Raw genomic sequence first — 16007 nt, 5'->3', positions numbered from 1 at the left:
CAGTAACCGAACGGCCTTCGCACCCTCTCTGCTTAAGTTCTTATGACGCTTTTCATAGGCGTTGTGTTGGGAAGACCGGCGTCAGCGATCCTCCGCCGTCGCCGCCCAGCAGCGCAGGACTTCCGCCACGCTCCAGGCCTGCGAGATGCAGCCGCGCGGGCTGAAGGGCGGTTCGGCGTCGAAGATCTCGGAGATGGTCCCGATCCCCGCCTGGTCCAGATGCGGCAGGAAGCCCTGGAGCAGCTCCCGCGCCCCCGCCTTGTCCTCCGGGTGCAGTTTCAGCCATGAGTCGACGTAGGGGCCGATCAGCCAACCCCACACTGTGCCTTGGTGATAGGCGGCGTCGCGGGCGCGCAGGTCGCCGAAGTATTTCGGCTTGTAGTCGCGCTGCCCCGGCGCCAGCGAGCGCAGCCCGACCGGGGTCAGCAGGCGCTGCCGCACGGTCTCGACCACCGGCTCCCAGCGGGCGCGGTCGAGCACCGGGTTGTCGAGCGAGACGGCGAAGATCTGGTTGGGCCGGCAGGCGTCGTCGTCCCCCCGCTCCCCGTCCACCACATCGTAGAGGTGCCCGGCGTGGGCGCACCAGAAGCGCGCGTTGAAGGAAACGCGGGCCTGCTCCGCCAACTCCGCCAGCGGGCGGGCGGCCTGGGTGTCCCCCTCCTCGGTCAGCCAGCCGGCGGTCAGGCACAGGGCGTTGTACCACAGCGCGTTGATCTCCACCGCCTTACCCCGGCGCGGCGTGACCACCCAGTCCTCGACCTTCGCGTCCATCCAGGTGAGTTGGTAGCCCTCCCGCCCCTGGCGCAGCAGCCCGTCGCCGGGGTCCACGGCGATGCCGAAGCGGGTGCCGCGCCGGTGATGGTCGATCACCTCGACCAGCCGCGGCAGCAGCAGTTGCAGCGTGTGGCGGTCCCCGGTCGCCTGGACGTAGCGGTTCAGCGCGTGGAAGAACCACAGGGTGGCGTCGGCGGTGTGGTACAGCCCCTCGTCCTTGCCGTCGGGGAACATGTTGGGAATCAGCCCGTCGCGGATGTAGTGCGCGAAGGTGCGCAGGATCCAGCCGGCCTCCATGTGGCGCCCGGTGGTCAGGGTCAGCCCCTCCAGGCTGATCATGGTGTCGCGGCCCCAGTCGGTGAACCAGTGGTAGCCGGCGATCACCGTGCGCACCTCGTCGCCCTCGGCGCGGGCGCGCATCTGGTCGGCGACGCGGCCCGCCGGCACGAACAGGAAGCTGTCCGCCGACAGCACCAGCTCCGCCATCGCCCCCTCGCGCAGCGACGGATGGGCCGTCCCGACGATGCGCCGCCGCCGCTCCTTCTCGAAGCGCAGGACGTCGGCGGGCGGCAGCGCCCACAGCCGCTGCCACGGCTCGGTCGCCGCGACGAAGCTCAGCGTCTGGCCCTGGCTGAGGGGACCGCTGAAATAACCGGGCGTCCACAGCGAGCCGCGGGATTCGTAGCCGCGCTCCGCCTCCACCGGATAGACGATGTCGCGCCGCGCCCCGCCGTCCAGCGTCAGGGGAAGCTCCGCCCCCTCGATGGTCATGCGCAGCACCGGCAGTTCCGGCCCGGCCCATATCTCATACTCGTGGCCGCGGGCGGTGACGCGGTAGTCGCGGGCCAACGGCTCGTCCACCGCGGATTCCAGTTTGCGGAAGGCCATCACCGGGCGGAGCCGAAGGCAGATCGGCTGCGGCGCCTTCACCACCCGGTAGGTGACATGGACGATGTTTTGCAGGTGCGGCAGCACGATCTGCTTTTCGATCACCACGTCGCCGATCTCGTAGCGCCAGACCGGCAGCCCGGATTCCATGCGGAATTCGGCGAGGCCGGAGGGCGCGGCATCGGACGGGTAGTTCGGGTCGGGCCACTGGTCCGCCTGCGGGTTGTGGCCGGTCAGCCGCCGCTCGGTCCCGTCGCGCTCGATCAGCACGTCGTTGAGCTGGCTCAGCATCACCACCCGGCCCAGCGGCGCCGGCAAAGCCGCCACCAGAAGCCCGTGATAGCGCCGCGTCACCGCCCCCGAGAGGGAAGAGGAGGCGTAGCCGCCCAGCCCGTTGGCAACCAGCCATTCGCGGGACAGCGCGGCGTCCGGCGCGGATCGCAGGGCGTCGCGGGTGATCTTGCGGATGAAATCAACCATGGGTCTCCTGAGCGCTCGCGCCGTTGTCTTCGCCCCGTTCCTCGTCCGGAACTCCGTCCTTGGCGGCCAGAACGACCGTGGCATGGCCGGGAAGCCGCCAACCGCCGTCCGAGGATTCCAGCGGGGCGATGCCGCAGCCGCCGTAGCGGGGGTCCTCGCTGGACCACAAAGGCGTCCAGTCCCTGCCAACCGGCGGAGCCAGCAGCGGTTCCGGCAGGATGTCCAGCCGCAGGTCGCGGCCCAGATTGACCAGCAGCAGCCGGTCGTCCCCCGCCCCGCCCTCCTTCGACCCGAAGAAGCGCAGGACGAACGCCTCTTCGCCCAGCACGGCGCCGTCCAGCCCGCCGTCACCCTGCGCGCGGAACACCGGGTCCTCGCGGCGCAGGCGCAGAAGGTCGCGGTGCAGCGCCCAGACCTCGGCGTGGGTCTCCCGTTCCGCGTGGTCGAGCTTGCAGCCCCGGAAAGTCTCCTCGTCCTGCGGGAGCGTCAGATGGGCGCGCATGGCGGGGGTGGCGAGGCTGGGAAATTGGGACAGGAACTCCGCCCGTCCCGCCTCCACCTTGGCGGCCAGATCGGGTTCGTGGTCGGCGAAGTAGTGGAAGGGCGCGCTGGCCGCGAACTCCTGCCCCTGGAACAGCATCGGCGTGCCGGGACCCAGCAGCGTCAGCGCGGTCAGCGCCCGGAAGCGCCCCGGCGTGGTCAGGGCGTGGATCCGCTGGCCGCGGCCCGAGTTGGCGATCTGGTCGTGGTTCTGGAGGAAGGTGACGAAGGCCGGGCGCGGCAACCCGTAAGCCGGCAAGCCCCGCCGCTTGCCCTGCCAGCGGTACCATTGCCCCTGGTAGAGGAAACCGTGCTTGGTGGCCGACAGGAGTTCCTGCGGCGTGCCGCGGTAATCGGTGTAGTAAGCCTCGTTCCGCCCGGTCAGCGCGACCCGGGCCGTATGGTGGAAATCGTCGTTCCACAGGGCGTCGAGCCCGCAACCGCCCCGCTCCACCGGTGTGGCCATGGTGGCCAGCTGGGGTTCGTTCTCCCCGATCAGCAAGGTGCCGCGCCCGCGCGCCGCCTGACGGACAGCCTGTCCGAACTCCTGGATGATGTGCGGGGTGGAGCGGTCGAATATCTGCTGGGTGGCGTCCAGCCGCAGCCCGTCCAGATGATACTCGTCGACCCAGAAGGCGGCGTTCGCCCGGAAGAACTCCCGCACCGGGCCGCAGTTCGGGCCGTCAAAGTTGAGCGCGTCCCCCCACTCGTTCTTGTAGCGGGTGGTGAAGTAGTCCGGGGAGAAGCGGGACAGGAAGTTCCCGCTGGGGCCGAAATGGTTGTAGACCACGTCGAGGATCACCGCGAGGCCCAGGACGTGGGCGCGGTCCACGAAGCGCCGCATGTCGTCCGGTCCGCCGTAGAGCCGGGTCGGGGCGAACAGGTCCACCCCGTCGTAGCCCCAGCCGAAGCGGCCGGGAAACTCGGCCACCGGCATCAGTTCGAGAACCGTCACCCCGAGCTCCGCCAGACTTGGCAGTTCGCGCGCCGCCGCCGCCCAGGTTCCCTCCGGTGTGAAAGTGCCGATGTGCATCTCATAGACCACCTGCCCGCGCAGGCCGCACCCCGTCCAGCCGGCGTCGGTCCAGGCGAAGGCGGACGCATCCACCACCTGCGACGGCCCCTCCGGCCCGTCGGGCTGGAAGCGGGACGCCGGGTCGGGGAAGGCCGGGCCGTCGTCGAGCTGGAACCGGTAGAGGCTGCCCACCGGCACCCCTTCGACCATCGCAGAGAAATAGCCGTCCCCCTCCGCGTCCAGCGCCAGCGCGCGCTCCTCCGGCCCGACCAGCAAGCGGACGTTGCGGCAGGCGGGCGCCCAGACCCGCGCCAGCACCCGGTCGCCGGGCGCCGGTTCGACGCCTATGGGGCAACGGCGGACGGCGAAGGCCGAACCGCCGGTGTGCGCTGCATCGGGAGGACTCGACACGGGACGTTTCCACCGCACTGTTTCGACCATCGCCCCAACAGGCGCCGACCGGCTTCGTCCCATGAACGATAAGGGTGATGGCGAACATCTTCGGCGTCACCGAGGGGAGCGCCACGAGATGTTGTGCGCGGTCTTGGTCACCCGCCCCTCGGGCGACTCCGTGGGAGACCATCCCGCCGCCGTTGCACGAGGCTTACACCCGCTCCCCGAAGCTCTCCGCCGCAGCGTCGATCACCGCAGGGTGGGCGCGCAGCCGGTTGAGGGCGGTATCCCGCTGGGAATCGTCCAACTCCAGCGTGACGATGACATCGACGGCGCCGCCACGCTCCGCGTCGCGTTCCTCGCGTGCGGTCTGGACGACATGGCCGCAGCGGTCGCGCAAGCCCCCGACGATCTCCGCCTCGACACCGCGCCCCTTCTCCGCCGGGTAGGCGTAGACGATCTTCATGGCCTTCCACCCTTCACTCTGGCCCGCCGTCAAGGCGCGAAGACGACCCGCATGCAGTCGTCGGCCTTCTCCTTGAACATGCGGTAGCCCTGGGGCGCGTCGTCCAACGCCCATTTGTGGGTCAGCAGGTAGGCGGGATCGAGATCGCCCTTCTCGATGTGCTCGAACAGGCGCTTGACGTAGCGCTGGCCGTGCTGCTGCCCCATGCGGAAGGTCAGCGCCTTGTTCATCGCCGCCCCCATCGGGAACTTGTCGATGAGGCCGCCATAGACGCCGACGATGGACAGGGTGCCGCCCTTGCGGCAGCACTGGATCATCTGGCGCAGGACGGCGGGCCGGTCGCTCTCCAGCCGCAGGACCTGCTTGCCGCGGTCGTAGAGATCCTCGATCGCCGAGGCGCCGCTGTCCGCTTCCATGCCCACCGCGTCGATGCAGACGTCCGGCCCGCGCCCGCCGGTCATCGCCAGCAGGGCGTCGTAAATGTCGACGCGGCTGTAATCCAGCGTCTCCGCCCCCGCCTTCATCTGGGCGGCGCGCAGCCGGTCCGGAAAGCGGTCGATGCCGATCACCCGCTCCGCCCCCATCAGGAAGGCGCTCTTCATCGCCATCTGGCCGACGCCGCCGCAGCCCCAGACGGCCACCACGTCGCCCGGCTTGATGTTGCCCATGTCGGCGGCCATGTAGCCGGTCGGCACGGCGTCGGAGACGAACACCGCCTGCTCGTCCGTCACCCCCTCCGGCACGCGGAAGCAGTTGGTGTCGGCGAAGGGGACGCGGATGTATTCGGCGTGGCTTCCGGCGTAGCCGCCGAAGGCGTGGCTGTAGCCGAAGATGCCGGCGGTGCAGTGCCCGTAGGCCATCTCCTCGAAGGCCGGCTGCGGGTTGGAGTTGTCGCAGAGCGAGAACTCCTCGTGCTCGCAATGCCAGCATTTGCCGCAGCCGATGATCGACACGGTGATGACCCGGTCGCCACGGTTCAGCCGCGTCACCTCCGGCCCCTTCTCGACCACCTCGCCCAGGAATTCATGGCCGATGATGTCGCCGGCCCGCATGGTGGGGACGTAGCCGCCGATCAGATGCAGGTCCGACCCGCAGACCGAGGACAGGCCGACCTTGATGATCGCGTCCTGCGGGGCGAGGATCGTGGGGTCCGGCACCCGCTCCACCCGCAGGTCGTTCACGCCGTTCCAGCAGAGCGCTCTCATCCCGTCACCTCCCGCAATCGTGCGTCGGCCCCGCCCCGCTCGGCCCGCCCGCTCGGCTGGCCCTTGATGGTGGGAAGCTCGCCGACCTCCATGATCCGCTTCAGGCGGCGCAGCGCCTCGCGCGCCTGTTGCTCCGGCGCGGCGCCGAACAGGCGGGACACGGCGTTGCCGCCGGTGCCGCCCGGCGGATGGTAGGCCAGCGTCAGGCTGACCTCCGTCCCGCGCCCACCCGGCGCCGGACGGAACAGGACGGTGCCGCGATGCGGCAGGTCGGCCCCCTCCAGCGTGTGCCAGGTGATGAGTTCGTTCTCCCGGACCTTGTCGAGCCGGCTGTTCCAGACCACCGGAACGCCGCCGGGGCCATGGGCCTTCCAGCGGCTCTCCGTGTCGGACAGGATCTCCACGGCGTCGAGGTGGGGGAACAGCGCCGCCAGATGGCGGACGTTGCGCCAGTGGCGGAACAGCTTGTCGGCCGGGACCGCGATGGTGACGTTCGCCTGGGTAATCGTCGGCTCCCGGCGCAGCGCCGGCAGCGCGGCCTGCCGCAGCGGGCTGGACAGCGGAACCCCCGCCGCCCCGGCGAGGAACAGCCCGCCGCCGAGCGCGGCCAGCGCCCAGCTTCCCCGCCGCGCTCCGGCGAAGCCCAGCGCCGTGCCGCCGAGGATGGCGGCCCAGCGTTCGAGCGTCCCGGCGGAGCCCTCCGGGCGCCGCCCGCCGTCCCGGCCCCTGGTCATTGCCCGTCCTTCTTTTTCAGCAGGTCCAGTTCGTACAGCCCCTTCATCAGGTCGCGGTGCAGGTCGATGCGCTCCGCGATGTCGGTGTAGTGGGTGGCGTCCGGGGCCCGCCCGGCCTCGTCCAGCGCGCGGTCCCACTGGTTTCCGGCGAAATCGCCACGCCCGACGAACATAACGGCGCGCAGTTCCATCCGCTGTTCGGGGGTCAGGTCCTCCAGCATCTGGTTCAACTGGCTCAACGCTCCACTGGCGTCGGAAGACAGGATGCTGAGGGCGTCGAGATCGGTCGGGTTCCGCGAACCGCGTTCGCTGGTCTGCTCCCCGAGGTCGATGTTGCGCATTCCCGCGAGGAAACGCTGGCGGTCGGCCACGGCCTCGTACGCGAGGTCGGCGGCCTGCTTCACGGTATCGACCGAAATCTGTTTGAGCATGTGTCGCACTTCTTTTCAGTTGCACGGCTTTGCCCGACGCCAACAGCCGGGCTGGGGAGGCGCCGGAATGCGGCCCGTGTCGCGGACCGCCTCTCGGCACAACCGGAGACGGTGCGGCGAGGTTCCGAACCAACACGCCGGAGCAACAGAGATGCCCGGTGACGTGTTAATCCCCGCAAGACCTTGGCAAGCCGGAGAACACCCATGCCGCTCCTGTCGGCGCAGATCGGTGACACTGTGGACGAGGGGTTCGCCCCCGTGCGTCTGGACACCGACCGCGGCACCGTGGACGCCCGCCTCTACGCCGCCCCGGACGGGCACAAGGCGGCGGGAACGCTGGGGGTGATCTGGCTGGGCGGGGTCGGCGGCGGCTTCGACACGCCGGCCCGTGGGCTCTATCCGCGGCTGGCTGAGGATCTGACACCGGACGGGATCGCCTCGCTGCGCATCCGCTACCGCAACCCCCGCGCGCTGGACGAGGCGGTTTACGACACGCTGTGCGGCCTGACCTTCCTCGGCCGGATGGGCATCCACCATGTCGCCCTGGTCGGCCATTCCTTCGGCGGAGCGGTGGCGATCCAGGCCGCGGCCTCCAACCGCGGCGCGGTCTGCACGGTGGTGACACTGGCGACCCAGGGGCTGGGCACCGACGCGGTGGGGGACCTGAGCTGTCCGGTGCTGCTCGTCCATGGCGAGGCCGACGAGGCACTGACGCCGATGTGCTCCATCCACGTCCACCGCATGGCGCGCGAGCCGAAGAAGCTGGTCCTGATGCCCGGCGCCGGCCACTGTCTGGACGAGACCGCCGAGGCTGTCTGCCGCGAGGTGCGCGACTGGCTCAAGGCTCAACTGCTGGAGCGGTAGGGCATATCCTCTCCCCCCGCGGCACCGTCCGGGATTAGGCTGCGGCCACCGCCCTGAAAGCCCGGAGCCTGCCGATGCTCGGCACACTGACCCTTCTTCTCTGCTGCCAACTGGCGGGGGAGCTGACCGCCCGCCTGCTGCATCTGCCCGTGCCGGGGCCGGTGCTCGGCATGGTCCTGCTGTTCGTCGGCCTGCTGGTCCGCGGCGGCGTGCCGGAGCCGTTGCAGGAGACGGCGGGCGGCATCCTGCGCCACCTGTCCCTTCTCTTCGTTCCGGCGGGCGTCGGGGTGATGGCGCACCTGAACCGGCTGGAGGCGGAGGCCCTGCCCATTGCCGCCGCCCTGCTGGGCAGCACGCTGATCGGCGTCGCGCTGACCGCCTGGGTGATGAGCGTGCTGAGCCGCCGCGGCCCCGACGCCGAGACCGGCAGTGGAGAGGACGCGTCATGAGTCCCGATTTCCACGAGATCTGGGTCTATCTGTCGGCCAGCCCGCTCGCCGGCCTGACCCTGACGCTGGCCGCCTATCAGGCGGGGATGTGGGTGTTCGAGCGGTTCGGGCGGCGCCCCGCGCTGAACCCGGTGATGATCGCGGTGCTGCTGATCGCCGCGACGCTGATGGTGGCGGGGATCGACTACCGCACCTATTTCGACGGCGCCCAGTTCGTGCATTTCCTGCTCGGCCCCGCCACGGTGGCTCTGGCGGTCCCGCTCTACCGCCAGTTCCAGCAGGTCCGCCGCTCCGCCGTGGCGCTGCTGGTCGCCCTGCTGACCGGCTCCGCCGCCTCGGCGCTAAGCGCGGTCGCCATCGCCTGGGCGCTGGGCGCGTCGGAGCGGACCATGCTGTCGCTGGCGCCGAAGTCGGTGACCTCCCCCATCGCCATGGGCGTGTCGGAGCAGATCGGCGGCCTGCCCTCCCTCACCGCGGTCTTCGTGATCCTGACCGGGATCATCGCCGCGTCCTTCGGCACCTGGGTGCTGAACCTCGTCCGGGTGAAGGACTGGAGGGCGCGCGGCTTCGGCATGGGGGTGGCCGCCCACGGGATCGGCACCGCCCGCGCGCTCCAGGTGAACGAGGTGGCGGGGGCCTTCGCCGGGCTGGGGATGGGGCTGAACGGGCTGGTGACGGCCATCCTCCTGCCGGTCCTCTACCGCCTGTTTTTTGGCTGACCGTCCGGTGGGCGGAGCAACATTTCCGTGAATCGCGGCTTGACAGAGCAAGCCTGCCTGCGCAGAGTGTGGCCCATGATCCGCATCGACCACACGAACGCCCTTCTGCGACTTATCACCCCGGCGCTTTGAGCGTCCGGGTCGTCCGCGTTCGTCTGCCCTGTTCCCTGGTCGAAGTGTCTGTTTTCCCATGAGCACCTATTGCACGCGTCCTTTCGGCACGCGCCCTTGCGGGGTGAAGCGTGTCTCCCGGCTGGGGCCGGGGCTGCGACTTAGGAACGGTCGCTGAGCCGCCCGGCAGCTCGGCGACCGTAGTCCCGCCGGTCCCCACACGACACGAGACAACGCCCCGCAGCAAAAAACCGGGGCTCCCAAGGGATCACGAAGCGTCATGAACCACATCGCTACCCCCGCCGCCGCCTCTTCCGCTGCCAAGCATGAGAAGTACGTCCCCTTCGCCCCGGTGAAGCTGACCGACCGCCAGTGGCCGAACCGGACCATCGAGAAGGCGCCGGTCTGGTGCTCGGTGGACCTGCGCGACGGCAACCAGGCGCTGATCGAGCCGATGGGTCCGGACCGCAAGCGCGCGATGTTCGACGCGCTGCTGAAGATGGGCTTCAAGGAGATCGAGATCGGCTTCCCCGCCGCCTCGCAGACCGATTTCGACTTCTGCCGCGAGATCATCGAGGGCGGCAAGATCCCCGACGGCGTGACCATCCAGGTCCTGACCCAGGCCCGTGAGGAGCTGATCCGCCGCACTTTCGAGGGCATCAAGGGGGCCAAGCGCGCCATCGTCCACCTGTACAACTCGACCTCCGAGCTGCAGCGCCGCGTCGTCTTCGGGCTGGACCGCCAGGGCATCGTCGACATCGCCGTCGCCGGCACCAAGCTGATCAAGCAGCTGGCCGCCGAGCATCCGGAGACCGAGATCGTCCTGCAGTACTCGCCGGAGAGCTTCACCGGGACCGAGCTGGAGTTCGCCCTGGAGATCTGCGAGGCGGTGATGGAGACCTGGGGCGCCGACGCCGCCAACAAGGTCATCCTGAACCTGCCGGCGACGGTGGAGATGTCGACCCCGAACATCCACGCCGACCAGATCGAGTGGTTCTGCCGCAACATGAAGAACCGCGACGCGGCGATCATTTCCCTGCACCCGCACAACGACCGCGGCACCGGCGTCGCGGCGGCGGAGCTGGGCATGCTGGCCGGCGCCGACCGCGTGGAAGGCACCCTGTTCGGCAACGGTGAGCGCACCGGCAACGTGGACGTCATCACGCTGGCGCTGAACCTGCTGACCCAGGGCGTCGATCCGGAGCTGCGCATCGACGACATCAACGAGATCGTCCGCGTCGCCGAATACTGCACGCAGTTGCCCGTCCATCCGCGCCACCCCTACGCCGGCGAGCTGGTCTTCACGGCCTTCTCCGGCTCGCACCAGGACGCCATCAACAAGGGCCTGAAGGCGCTGGCCAAGTCCAACCACGGCACGTGGGAGGTTCCGTACCTGCCCATCGACCCGCAGGACCTGGGCCGCAGCTACGAGGCGGTGATCCGCATCAACAGCCAGTCGGGCAAGGGCGGCATCGCCTATGTGCTGGAGAAGGATTACGGCATCCAGATCCCGCGCCGCCTGCAGATCGAGTTCTCCAAAACGGTGCAGCGCATCGCCGACGAGACCGGCAAGGAGCTGGCCCCCGCCGACATCCACAACGCCTTCAAGGCTGAGTATCTGGACGTCGACGCCCCGCTGGCCCTGATCGAGCATTCGACCGAGCCGCGCGGCCCGAACTCCGGCGCCCGCGTGCTGAACGTTGTGGTCTCGCGCGACGGCGTGGTCAGCACGCTGAAGGGCTCGGGCAAGGGTCCGATCGACGCCTTCCTGGACGCGCTGCGCCAGGGCACCGGCATCGACCTGCATGTGGTGGACTACCGCGAGCACGCCGTCGGCGAGGGTGAGGACGCCCAGGCCTGCGCCTATGTCGAGGTGAAGACCAAGGACGAGCGCACGCTGTTCGGCGTCGGCATGGACGCGGACATCGTGACCGCCTCGCTGCGCGCCCTGGTCAGCGCCGCGAACCGCGCCTCGCGGTAAGGCGTTTGGGGGAAAGAGAAAGGGGCGCCCGGCTGGGGCGCCCCTTTTTTGTTGGGGTGGTGGGGAGTGTTCGCGACGGGCCCCCACCCTGACCCTCCCCCGCTGCGCAGGGGAGGGAAACTTGGCCCTCCCCTGCGCAGCGGGGGAGGGAGGGACCCACGCGCAAGCGTGGGAGGGTGGGGGCAACCAGAACAGCCCCCTCCCCATCACCCCTCGATGCGCGAGAAGTCCGCCACCGCGTTCAGCGTCGCCCGGATCTGGCTGAGCAGCCGCAGGCGGTTGGCGCGCAGGTCGGCCTGTTCGGCGTTCACCGTCACCTTGTCGAAGAAGGCGTCCACCGGGCCGCGCAGGCGGGCCAGCGCCGCCATGGTGCCGGTGAAATCCTCCTTCTCCAGCAGCGGCCGGGCCGTCTCGCCGGCAGCGGACAGGGCGCCGTAGAGGTCCTTTTCCTCCGCGAGCGTCAGCAGGGCCGGATCGACCGGCTGGTCGTAGGCCTTGCCGTCCTTCTTCTCCTCGATGCGGACGATGTTGCTGGCGCGCTTGTAGGCGGCGAGCAGATTCGCCCCCTCCTCCGACCCGACGAAGGTCTGGAGCGCCTTCACGCGGGCCAGCAGCCGGACGAGATCGTCCTCGCCGCCCAGCGCAAACACCGCGTCCACCAGATCATGCCTCACGCCCTGGTCGCGCAGCGTGACCTTCAGGCGGTCGGCGAAGAAGGCCATCAGGTCGGTGGCGACGCCGTCGGCGGCGGCAAAACCACCGACCGTGTAGGCGCCGTGCGCCGCCTTGAAGAGCTGCGTCAGGTTCAGCCGCAGCCCGTTCTCCAGGATTAGCCGGATGATGCCCAGCGCCGCACGCCGCAGGGCATACGGGTCCTTCGACCCCGTCGGCTTCTCGTCGATGGCGAAGAAGCCGACCAGCGTGTCGAGCTTGTCGGCCAGCGCCACGGCGACCGACACCGGAGCGGTCGGGCAGGAGTCGGACGGGCCGAGCGGCTTGTAATGCTCGGCGATCGCCTCGGCCACCGCCGGGTTCTCGCCCTCGCCCAGCGCGTAGTAGCGGCCCATGATGCCCTGGACCTCGGGGAACTCGCCGACCACTTCGGTCACGAGGTCCGCCTTGGACAGCAGGGCGGCGCGGGTCGCGGCGTCCACGTCAGCGCCGATGGCGCGGGCGATCTCGGCGGCCAGCACCTGGACGCGGGTGACCTTCTCCGCCACCGTGCCGAGTTTGGCGTGGAAGGTGATGGCGCCCAGCTTGGACACGCGGTCTTCCAGCTTCGTCTTGCGGTCCTGGTCCCAGAAGAACTTGGCGTCGGACAGGCGGGCGCGCAGAACGCGCTCATTGCCGGCGACGATGGCCTTGCCACCGTCCGCCGTCACCGTGTTAGCGACCACGACGAAGCGCGGTGCCATCTTCCCGGCCTTGTCCAACAGGGCGAAATACTTCTGGTGCGTGCGCATGGAGGTGATGAGAACCTCCGACGGCACGTCCATGAATTTCTCGTCGATGGTACCGACCAGGGCGACCGGCCATTCGACGAGGCCGGCGACCTCCTCCAGCAGCCCGTCGTCGGGGGAGAGGGTCAGCCCCTCCTGCGCGGCGAGCGCCTCGGCGTCGGCCTTGATCTTGGCCTTGCGCTCGGCGCGGTCCAGAACGACGTGGGCGTCGCGCAGCTTGGCCTTGTAGTCGGCGAAGTCGGTGACCGTGAAGGCGTCCGGCGACAGGAAGCGGTGGCCGCGGGTGCTGTTGCCGAACACCAGCTTGCCCTGCGCGCCGCCCAGGTCGAACGAGCCCTCCAGCACCGCGCCGCCGAACAGCGCGATGATCGAGTGCAGCGGGCGCACCCAGCGCACCGTGCCGGTGCCCCAGCGCATCGACTTCGGCCAGGGGAAGTCGCCCATGACCACCGGGATGATCTCGGCCAGCACCTCCGCGGTGGCGCGGCCCTTCTTCTCCGCCACGGCGAAGTAGAAGACGCCCTTGCCGGTGTCGCGCTGCTCGCACTGGTCGAGGCTGGTCAGGCCGGCGGACTTCAGAAAGCCGGCGACCGCCTGCTCGGGCGAGCCGACGCGCGGCCCCTTCTTCTCCTCGCGGACGTCGGCGGTGCGCTCGGCCAGGCCGTCGATCACCAGCGCGAGGCGGCGGGGGGTGGAATGGGCCTCGGCCGTGTCGAAGCTCAAGCCGTTGGCGGCCAGCTTCTCGGTGACGAGGCGCTTGAGGTCGTCCGCCGCGCGCGCCTGCATGCGGGCCGGAATTTCCTCGGAAAAGAACTCGATCAGAAGTTCGGGCATGATGTTACTTGGCCCCCCCGGCGGTCCACGCCTCGCAGCAGGCTTTCGCCAGCGCGCGCACGCGGCCGATGTAGGCGGCGCGCTCCACGACGCTGATGACGCCGCGCGCGTCCAGCAGGTTGAAGAGGTGCGACGCCTTGATGCACTGGTCATAGGCCGGCAGCGCGACGCCCTTGGCGATCAGCGACTGGCACTCCGCCTCGGCGTCCTTGAAATGCTGGAGCAGCATGTCGGTGTTGGCGTGCTCGAAGTTGTGGGCCGAATACTCGACCTCGGCGCGCTTGAACACGTCGCCGTATTTGACGCCCTGCCCGTTGAAGTCCAGATCGTAGACGTTCTCCACGCCCTGCACATACATGGCCAGACGCTCCAGCCCGTAGGTCAGCTCGACCGCGACGGGGTCGCACTCGATGCCGCCGACCTGCTGGAAGTAGGTGTACTGGGTGACCTCCATGCCGTCGCACCAGACCTCCCAGCCGAGGCCCCAGGCGCCCAGCGTCGGGCTTTCCCAGTCGTCCTCGACGAATCGGATGTCGTGCAGAGACGGGTCGATGCCCAGCACCTTCAGGCTTTCCAGGTAAAGCTCCTGCGGGTTGGCCGGCGAGGGCTTCAGGATCACCTGATACTGGTAGTAGTGCTGGAGCCGGTTCGGGTTCTCGCCGTAGCGGCCATCCTTCGGGCGGCGCGAGGGCTGCACATAGGCCGCCTTCCACGGCTGCGGGCCAAGCGCGCGCAGCGTCGTCGCCGGGTGGAAGGTGCCCGCACCCACCTCCATGTCGTAGGGCTGGAGGATCACGCAGCCCTGCTCCGACCAGAACTGGTGGAGCTTGAGGATCAGGGCCTGAAAGGACAGGCCGCGGCTGTCTTGGGAAGACCCGCTCGGGGAGGCCATCGGCGGTCACTTATGATTGGTGTGGAAAAACGCGCCGCACGATACGCGGCGGTATCCCCGGAATCAAGCGCCCGCCAGGGGTTGCGGCTCAACGCCCGTAGGGGCAGACCGGCCGGCCGCAGGCCACGGCGGAGCGCGGGGCGACGTAGGCGCCGCATTCCGGGCACTTCTCCATGTCCTCCGCAGCCACCTGGGGCGACCCGCCGCCGCTGGTGGAGGTGGGCTTTCCGGAGCCGCGACGCTCCCGCTCGCGCAGGCGCTCCCGCCCGACCGCGCCGACGCGGTTGTACCAGCGCCAGCCGAACCACACGGCGCCGATCACCAGGATCAGGAACAGGATTTTGGACAAGCTGAACATGGACGCAGGATTAGGGGGTGCGAGGCCACCCGGTCAAGAGCGGCCTTCACCCCGAACGCACCTCGAACGGTTGAACCATCGAAAATGGATCGAACTTCGAAAGAAGCGCCCGTCCAGCGCAAAGAATCCTTGTCGTCCGCAGCGGAAGCGGCACCTAATGGATGAAAACCGCGCGCAGAGGAGACGCAACGTCATGAACGCCAGCGCCTATCCGGTCATCGTCCGCCCCCTGCCCCCGGAACAGGGTGTCGGCTATGTGGCCGAGGTGCCCGACCTGCCGGGCTGCACCGCGGGCGGCGCCACCCCCGCCGACGCCAGCACGGCGGCGCTCGACGCCATCGCCGCCTGGATCGAGAACGCCCGCCGCACCGGCGCGCCGGTCCCGCCCCCGTCCGAACGCCTGCGTGAAGTCACCCAGTGAGAGTCCGGAGCCCCGGTAAGAGGGAATGAGCCCTCGAACCGGGCCTCACGGCGACCACAAACGGAAAACTCAGAGGCCGTAGCGCGACCAGAGCGCGCGCTCCTCGACGGCGGACAGAGCCGCTGCGGGAAGCGCCGCCGCAAGATTGTCCAGAGTGTTCGCCCCCACCGGCGCATCCACGCGGAAGCCCATGCGGCGGAACCAGCGCCGGTCCTCCTGCACCACGCGCAGCCGGACCTTCTCGCCGAAACGGCCGCGCAGCACGCTGCGCAGGTCGCCGATGCCGTCGATCAGCCCCAGTTCCAGAGCGCGCCGCCCCGCCCAGAAGGCGCCGGAGAACAGCTCCTCCTCCGCCCCGGACAGGCGGGCGCCGCGACGATCGCGCACCATCGCCTTGAAGGCGTCGTGGATCTCCGCCTGGATCGCCTTGAGATGGGCCACCCCGTCCTCCCGCTCGGGCGAGAAGGGGTCGAGAATCACCTTCTTGTCGCCCGCGGTGTAGAGCCGCCGCTCGATGCCGTAGCGCTCGATGAACTCGTGCGCGCCGAAGCCGGCGGACACCACGCCGATGGAGCCCAGGATGCTGCTCTCGTCCGCCCAGATCTCGTCGGCCGCGCAGGCCAGCCAATAGCCGCCGGACGCCGCCGCGTCCTCGCAGAAGGCGAACACCGGCACCTTCTTCTCGGTGGCGAGGTCGCGGATGCGCTTGGCGATCAACGCCGACTGCACCGGCGACCCGCCCGGCGAGTTGACGACCAGCGCAACCGCCGCCTGACCCTTCGGCGCGAAGGCGCGTTCGATCAGCCCGGCCATGCTGGACATGGTCAGACCCTGGCGGAAGGCTCCGGCCTGACCGATGACACCGGACAGGCGGAGGACGGACACGATCGGCCCGGCGTCGCGCCAGGGGCCGAACGGGAGTTTGGCGAGCAGCTTCGTCATGTTCATCGCCGGTTGAAATGGTGCCGCTGAGGCTGGATTGAAAGCGCCGA

15 protein-coding genes are annotated in these 16007 nt (G+C 69.5%); 5 read left to right on the top strand and 10 right to left on the bottom strand.

Annotated features, from left to right (window positions below; genetic code table 11):
* Positions 1–81: 81 nt before the first annotated feature.
* From AMK58_RS04140 to AMK58_RS04115, 6 genes are all read right to left on the bottom strand, one after another.
* Complete coding sequence (locus AMK58_RS04140; RefSeq protein ID WP_035675286.1) at positions 82–2142, bottom strand: amylo-alpha-1,6-glucosidase; 2061 nt, start codon at positions 2140–2142, stop codon at positions 82–84.
* Positions 2135–4108: a malto-oligosyltrehalose trehalohydrolase gene (gene treZ, locus AMK58_RS04135; protein WP_236778171.1), complete on the bottom strand. Its 1974-nt coding sequence runs from the start codon at positions 4106–4108 to the stop codon at positions 2135–2137. The genes AMK58_RS04140 and treZ overlap by 8 nt, the downstream gene beginning before the upstream one ends.
* A gap of 193 nt (positions 4109–4301) precedes the next feature.
* Positions 4302–4556: a hypothetical protein gene (locus AMK58_RS04130; RefSeq protein ID WP_035675287.1), complete on the bottom strand. Its 255-nt coding sequence runs from the start codon at positions 4554–4556 to the stop codon at positions 4302–4304.
* 29 nt (positions 4557–4585) lie between these two features.
* On the bottom strand, positions 4586–5761 hold the full coding sequence (locus tag AMK58_RS04125; RefSeq protein ID WP_035675290.1) for a zinc-dependent alcohol dehydrogenase: 1176 nt from the start codon (positions 5759–5761) through the stop codon (positions 4586–4588).
* Positions 5758–6495, bottom strand: coding sequence for an SRPBCC family protein (locus AMK58_RS04120; RefSeq protein ID WP_059398648.1), 738 nt, complete (start codon positions 6493–6495; stop codon positions 5758–5760). The genes AMK58_RS04125 and AMK58_RS04120 overlap by 4 nt, the downstream gene beginning before the upstream one ends.
* Positions 6492–6926: a DUF3775 domain-containing protein gene (locus AMK58_RS04115; RefSeq protein WP_035675314.1), complete on the bottom strand. Its 435-nt coding sequence runs from the start codon at positions 6924–6926 to the stop codon at positions 6492–6494. The genes AMK58_RS04120 and AMK58_RS04115 overlap by 4 nt, the downstream gene beginning before the upstream one ends.
* A 204-nt stretch (positions 6927–7130) precedes the next feature.
* Here AMK58_RS04115 and AMK58_RS04110 point away from each other — a divergent pair, with 204 nt between their 5' ends.
* The 4 genes from AMK58_RS04110 (at position 7131) to leuA (ending at position 11050) form a co-directional block, all read left to right on the top strand.
* Positions 7131–7790: an alpha/beta hydrolase gene (locus tag AMK58_RS04110; protein ID WP_035675318.1), complete on the top strand. Its 660-nt coding sequence runs from the start codon at positions 7131–7133 to the stop codon at positions 7788–7790.
* Between the two features lie 74 nt (positions 7791–7864).
* The gene (locus tag AMK58_RS04105; protein WP_035675320.1) at positions 7865–8239 is read left to right on the top strand and encodes a CidA/LrgA family protein; all 375 of its coding nucleotides are present in this window, start codon (positions 7865–7867) and stop codon (positions 8237–8239) included.
* Positions 8236–8958: an LrgB family protein gene (locus AMK58_RS04100; RefSeq protein WP_035675322.1), complete on the top strand. Its 723-nt coding sequence runs from the start codon at positions 8236–8238 to the stop codon at positions 8956–8958. The genes AMK58_RS04105 and AMK58_RS04100 overlap by 4 nt, the downstream gene beginning before the upstream one ends.
* 391 nt (positions 8959–9349) lie before the next feature.
* On the top strand, positions 9350–11050 hold the full coding sequence (gene leuA, locus AMK58_RS04095; RefSeq protein WP_035675324.1) for a 2-isopropylmalate synthase: 1701 nt from the start codon (positions 9350–9352) through the stop codon (positions 11048–11050).
* A gap of 206 nt (positions 11051–11256) precedes the next feature.
* Here the strand turns inward: leuA and glyS are convergent, their stop codons facing one another.
* The 3 genes from glyS to AMK58_RS04080 form a co-directional block, all read right to left on the bottom strand.
* Positions 11257–13344 (bottom strand): glycine--tRNA ligase subunit beta, encoded by a 2088-nt coding sequence (gene glyS, locus AMK58_RS04090; RefSeq protein WP_035675327.1) that lies wholly within the window; start codon positions 13342–13344, stop codon positions 11257–11259.
* Positions 13345–13348: 4 nt separating this feature from the next.
* On the bottom strand, positions 13349–14236 hold the full coding sequence (locus AMK58_RS04085; protein WP_035675330.1) for a glycine--tRNA ligase subunit alpha: 888 nt from the start codon (positions 14234–14236) through the stop codon (positions 13349–13351).
* An 88-nt stretch (positions 14237–14324) separates the two neighbouring features.
* The gene (locus AMK58_RS04080) at positions 14325–14594 is read right to left on the bottom strand and encodes a hypothetical protein (RefSeq protein WP_035675333.1); all 270 of its coding nucleotides are present in this window, start codon (positions 14592–14594) and stop codon (positions 14325–14327) included.
* Between the two features lie 193 nt (positions 14595–14787).
* Between AMK58_RS04080 and AMK58_RS04075 the strand changes: the two genes are divergently transcribed.
* The gene (locus AMK58_RS04075) at positions 14788–15015 is read left to right on the top strand and encodes a type II toxin-antitoxin system HicB family antitoxin (RefSeq protein ID WP_038526563.1); all 228 of its coding nucleotides are present in this window, start codon (positions 14788–14790) and stop codon (positions 15013–15015) included.
* A 69-nt stretch (positions 15016–15084) separates the two neighbouring features.
* Here AMK58_RS04075 and AMK58_RS04070 read toward each other — a convergent pair whose 3' ends face one another.
* A complete protein-coding gene (locus AMK58_RS04070; RefSeq protein WP_306345781.1) occupies positions 15085–15957 on the bottom strand; it encodes a S49 family peptidase in 873 nt (290 codons plus the stop codon).
* Between the last annotated feature and the right edge of the window lie 50 nt (positions 15958–16007).

It is taken from the genome of Azospirillum brasilense (genome assembly GCF_001315015.1).
Lineage (GTDB): Bacteria > Pseudomonadota > Alphaproteobacteria > Azospirillales > Azospirillaceae > Azospirillum > Azospirillum brasilense.
This window is presented reverse-complemented; position numbering and strand designations above follow the sequence as displayed.

Excerpts from the sequence above, each read along its gene's own strand:
- AMK58_RS04140 (WP_035675286.1), bottom strand. The coding sequence starts at position 2,142 with ATGGTTGATTTCATCCGCAAGATCACCCGCGACGCCCTGCGATCCGCG.
- AMK58_RS04130 (WP_035675287.1), bottom strand. The coding sequence starts at position 4,556 with ATGAAGATCGTCTACGCCTACCCGGCGGAGAAGGGGCGCGGTGTCGAG.
- AMK58_RS04125 (WP_035675290.1), bottom strand. The coding sequence starts at position 5,761 with ATGAGAGCGCTCTGCTGGAACGGCGTGAACGACCTGCGGGTGGAGCGG.
- AMK58_RS04120 (WP_059398648.1), bottom strand. The coding sequence starts at position 6,495 with ATGACCAGGGGCCGGGACGGCGGGCGGCGCCCGGAGGGCTCCGCCGGG.
- AMK58_RS04115 (WP_035675314.1), bottom strand. The coding sequence starts at position 6,926 with ATGCTCAAACAGATTTCGGTCGATACCGTGAAGCAGGCCGCCGACCTC.
- AMK58_RS04110 (WP_035675318.1), top strand. The coding sequence starts at position 7,131 with ATGCCGCTCCTGTCGGCGCAGATCGGTGACACTGTGGACGAGGGGTTC.
- AMK58_RS04105 (WP_035675320.1), top strand. The coding sequence starts at position 7,865 with ATGCTCGGCACACTGACCCTTCTTCTCTGCTGCCAACTGGCGGGGGAG.
- AMK58_RS04100 (WP_035675322.1), top strand. The coding sequence starts at position 8,236 with ATGAGTCCCGATTTCCACGAGATCTGGGTCTATCTGTCGGCCAGCCCG.
- leuA (WP_035675324.1), top strand. The coding sequence starts at position 9,350 with ATGAACCACATCGCTACCCCCGCCGCCGCCTCTTCCGCTGCCAAGCAT.
- glyS (WP_035675327.1), bottom strand. The coding sequence starts at position 13,344 with ATGCCCGAACTTCTGATCGAGTTCTTTTCCGAGGAAATTCCGGCCCGC.
- AMK58_RS04085 (WP_035675330.1), bottom strand. The coding sequence starts at position 14,236 with ATGGCCTCCCCGAGCGGGTCTTCCCAAGACAGCCGCGGCCTGTCCTTT.
- AMK58_RS04080 (WP_035675333.1), bottom strand. The coding sequence starts at position 14,594 with ATGTTCAGCTTGTCCAAAATCCTGTTCCTGATCCTGGTGATCGGCGCC.
- AMK58_RS04075 (WP_038526563.1), top strand. The coding sequence starts at position 14,788 with ATGAACGCCAGCGCCTATCCGGTCATCGTCCGCCCCCTGCCCCCGGAA.
- AMK58_RS04070 (WP_306345781.1), bottom strand. The coding sequence starts at position 15,957 with ATGACGAAGCTGCTCGCCAAACTCCCGTTCGGCCCCTGGCGCGACGCC.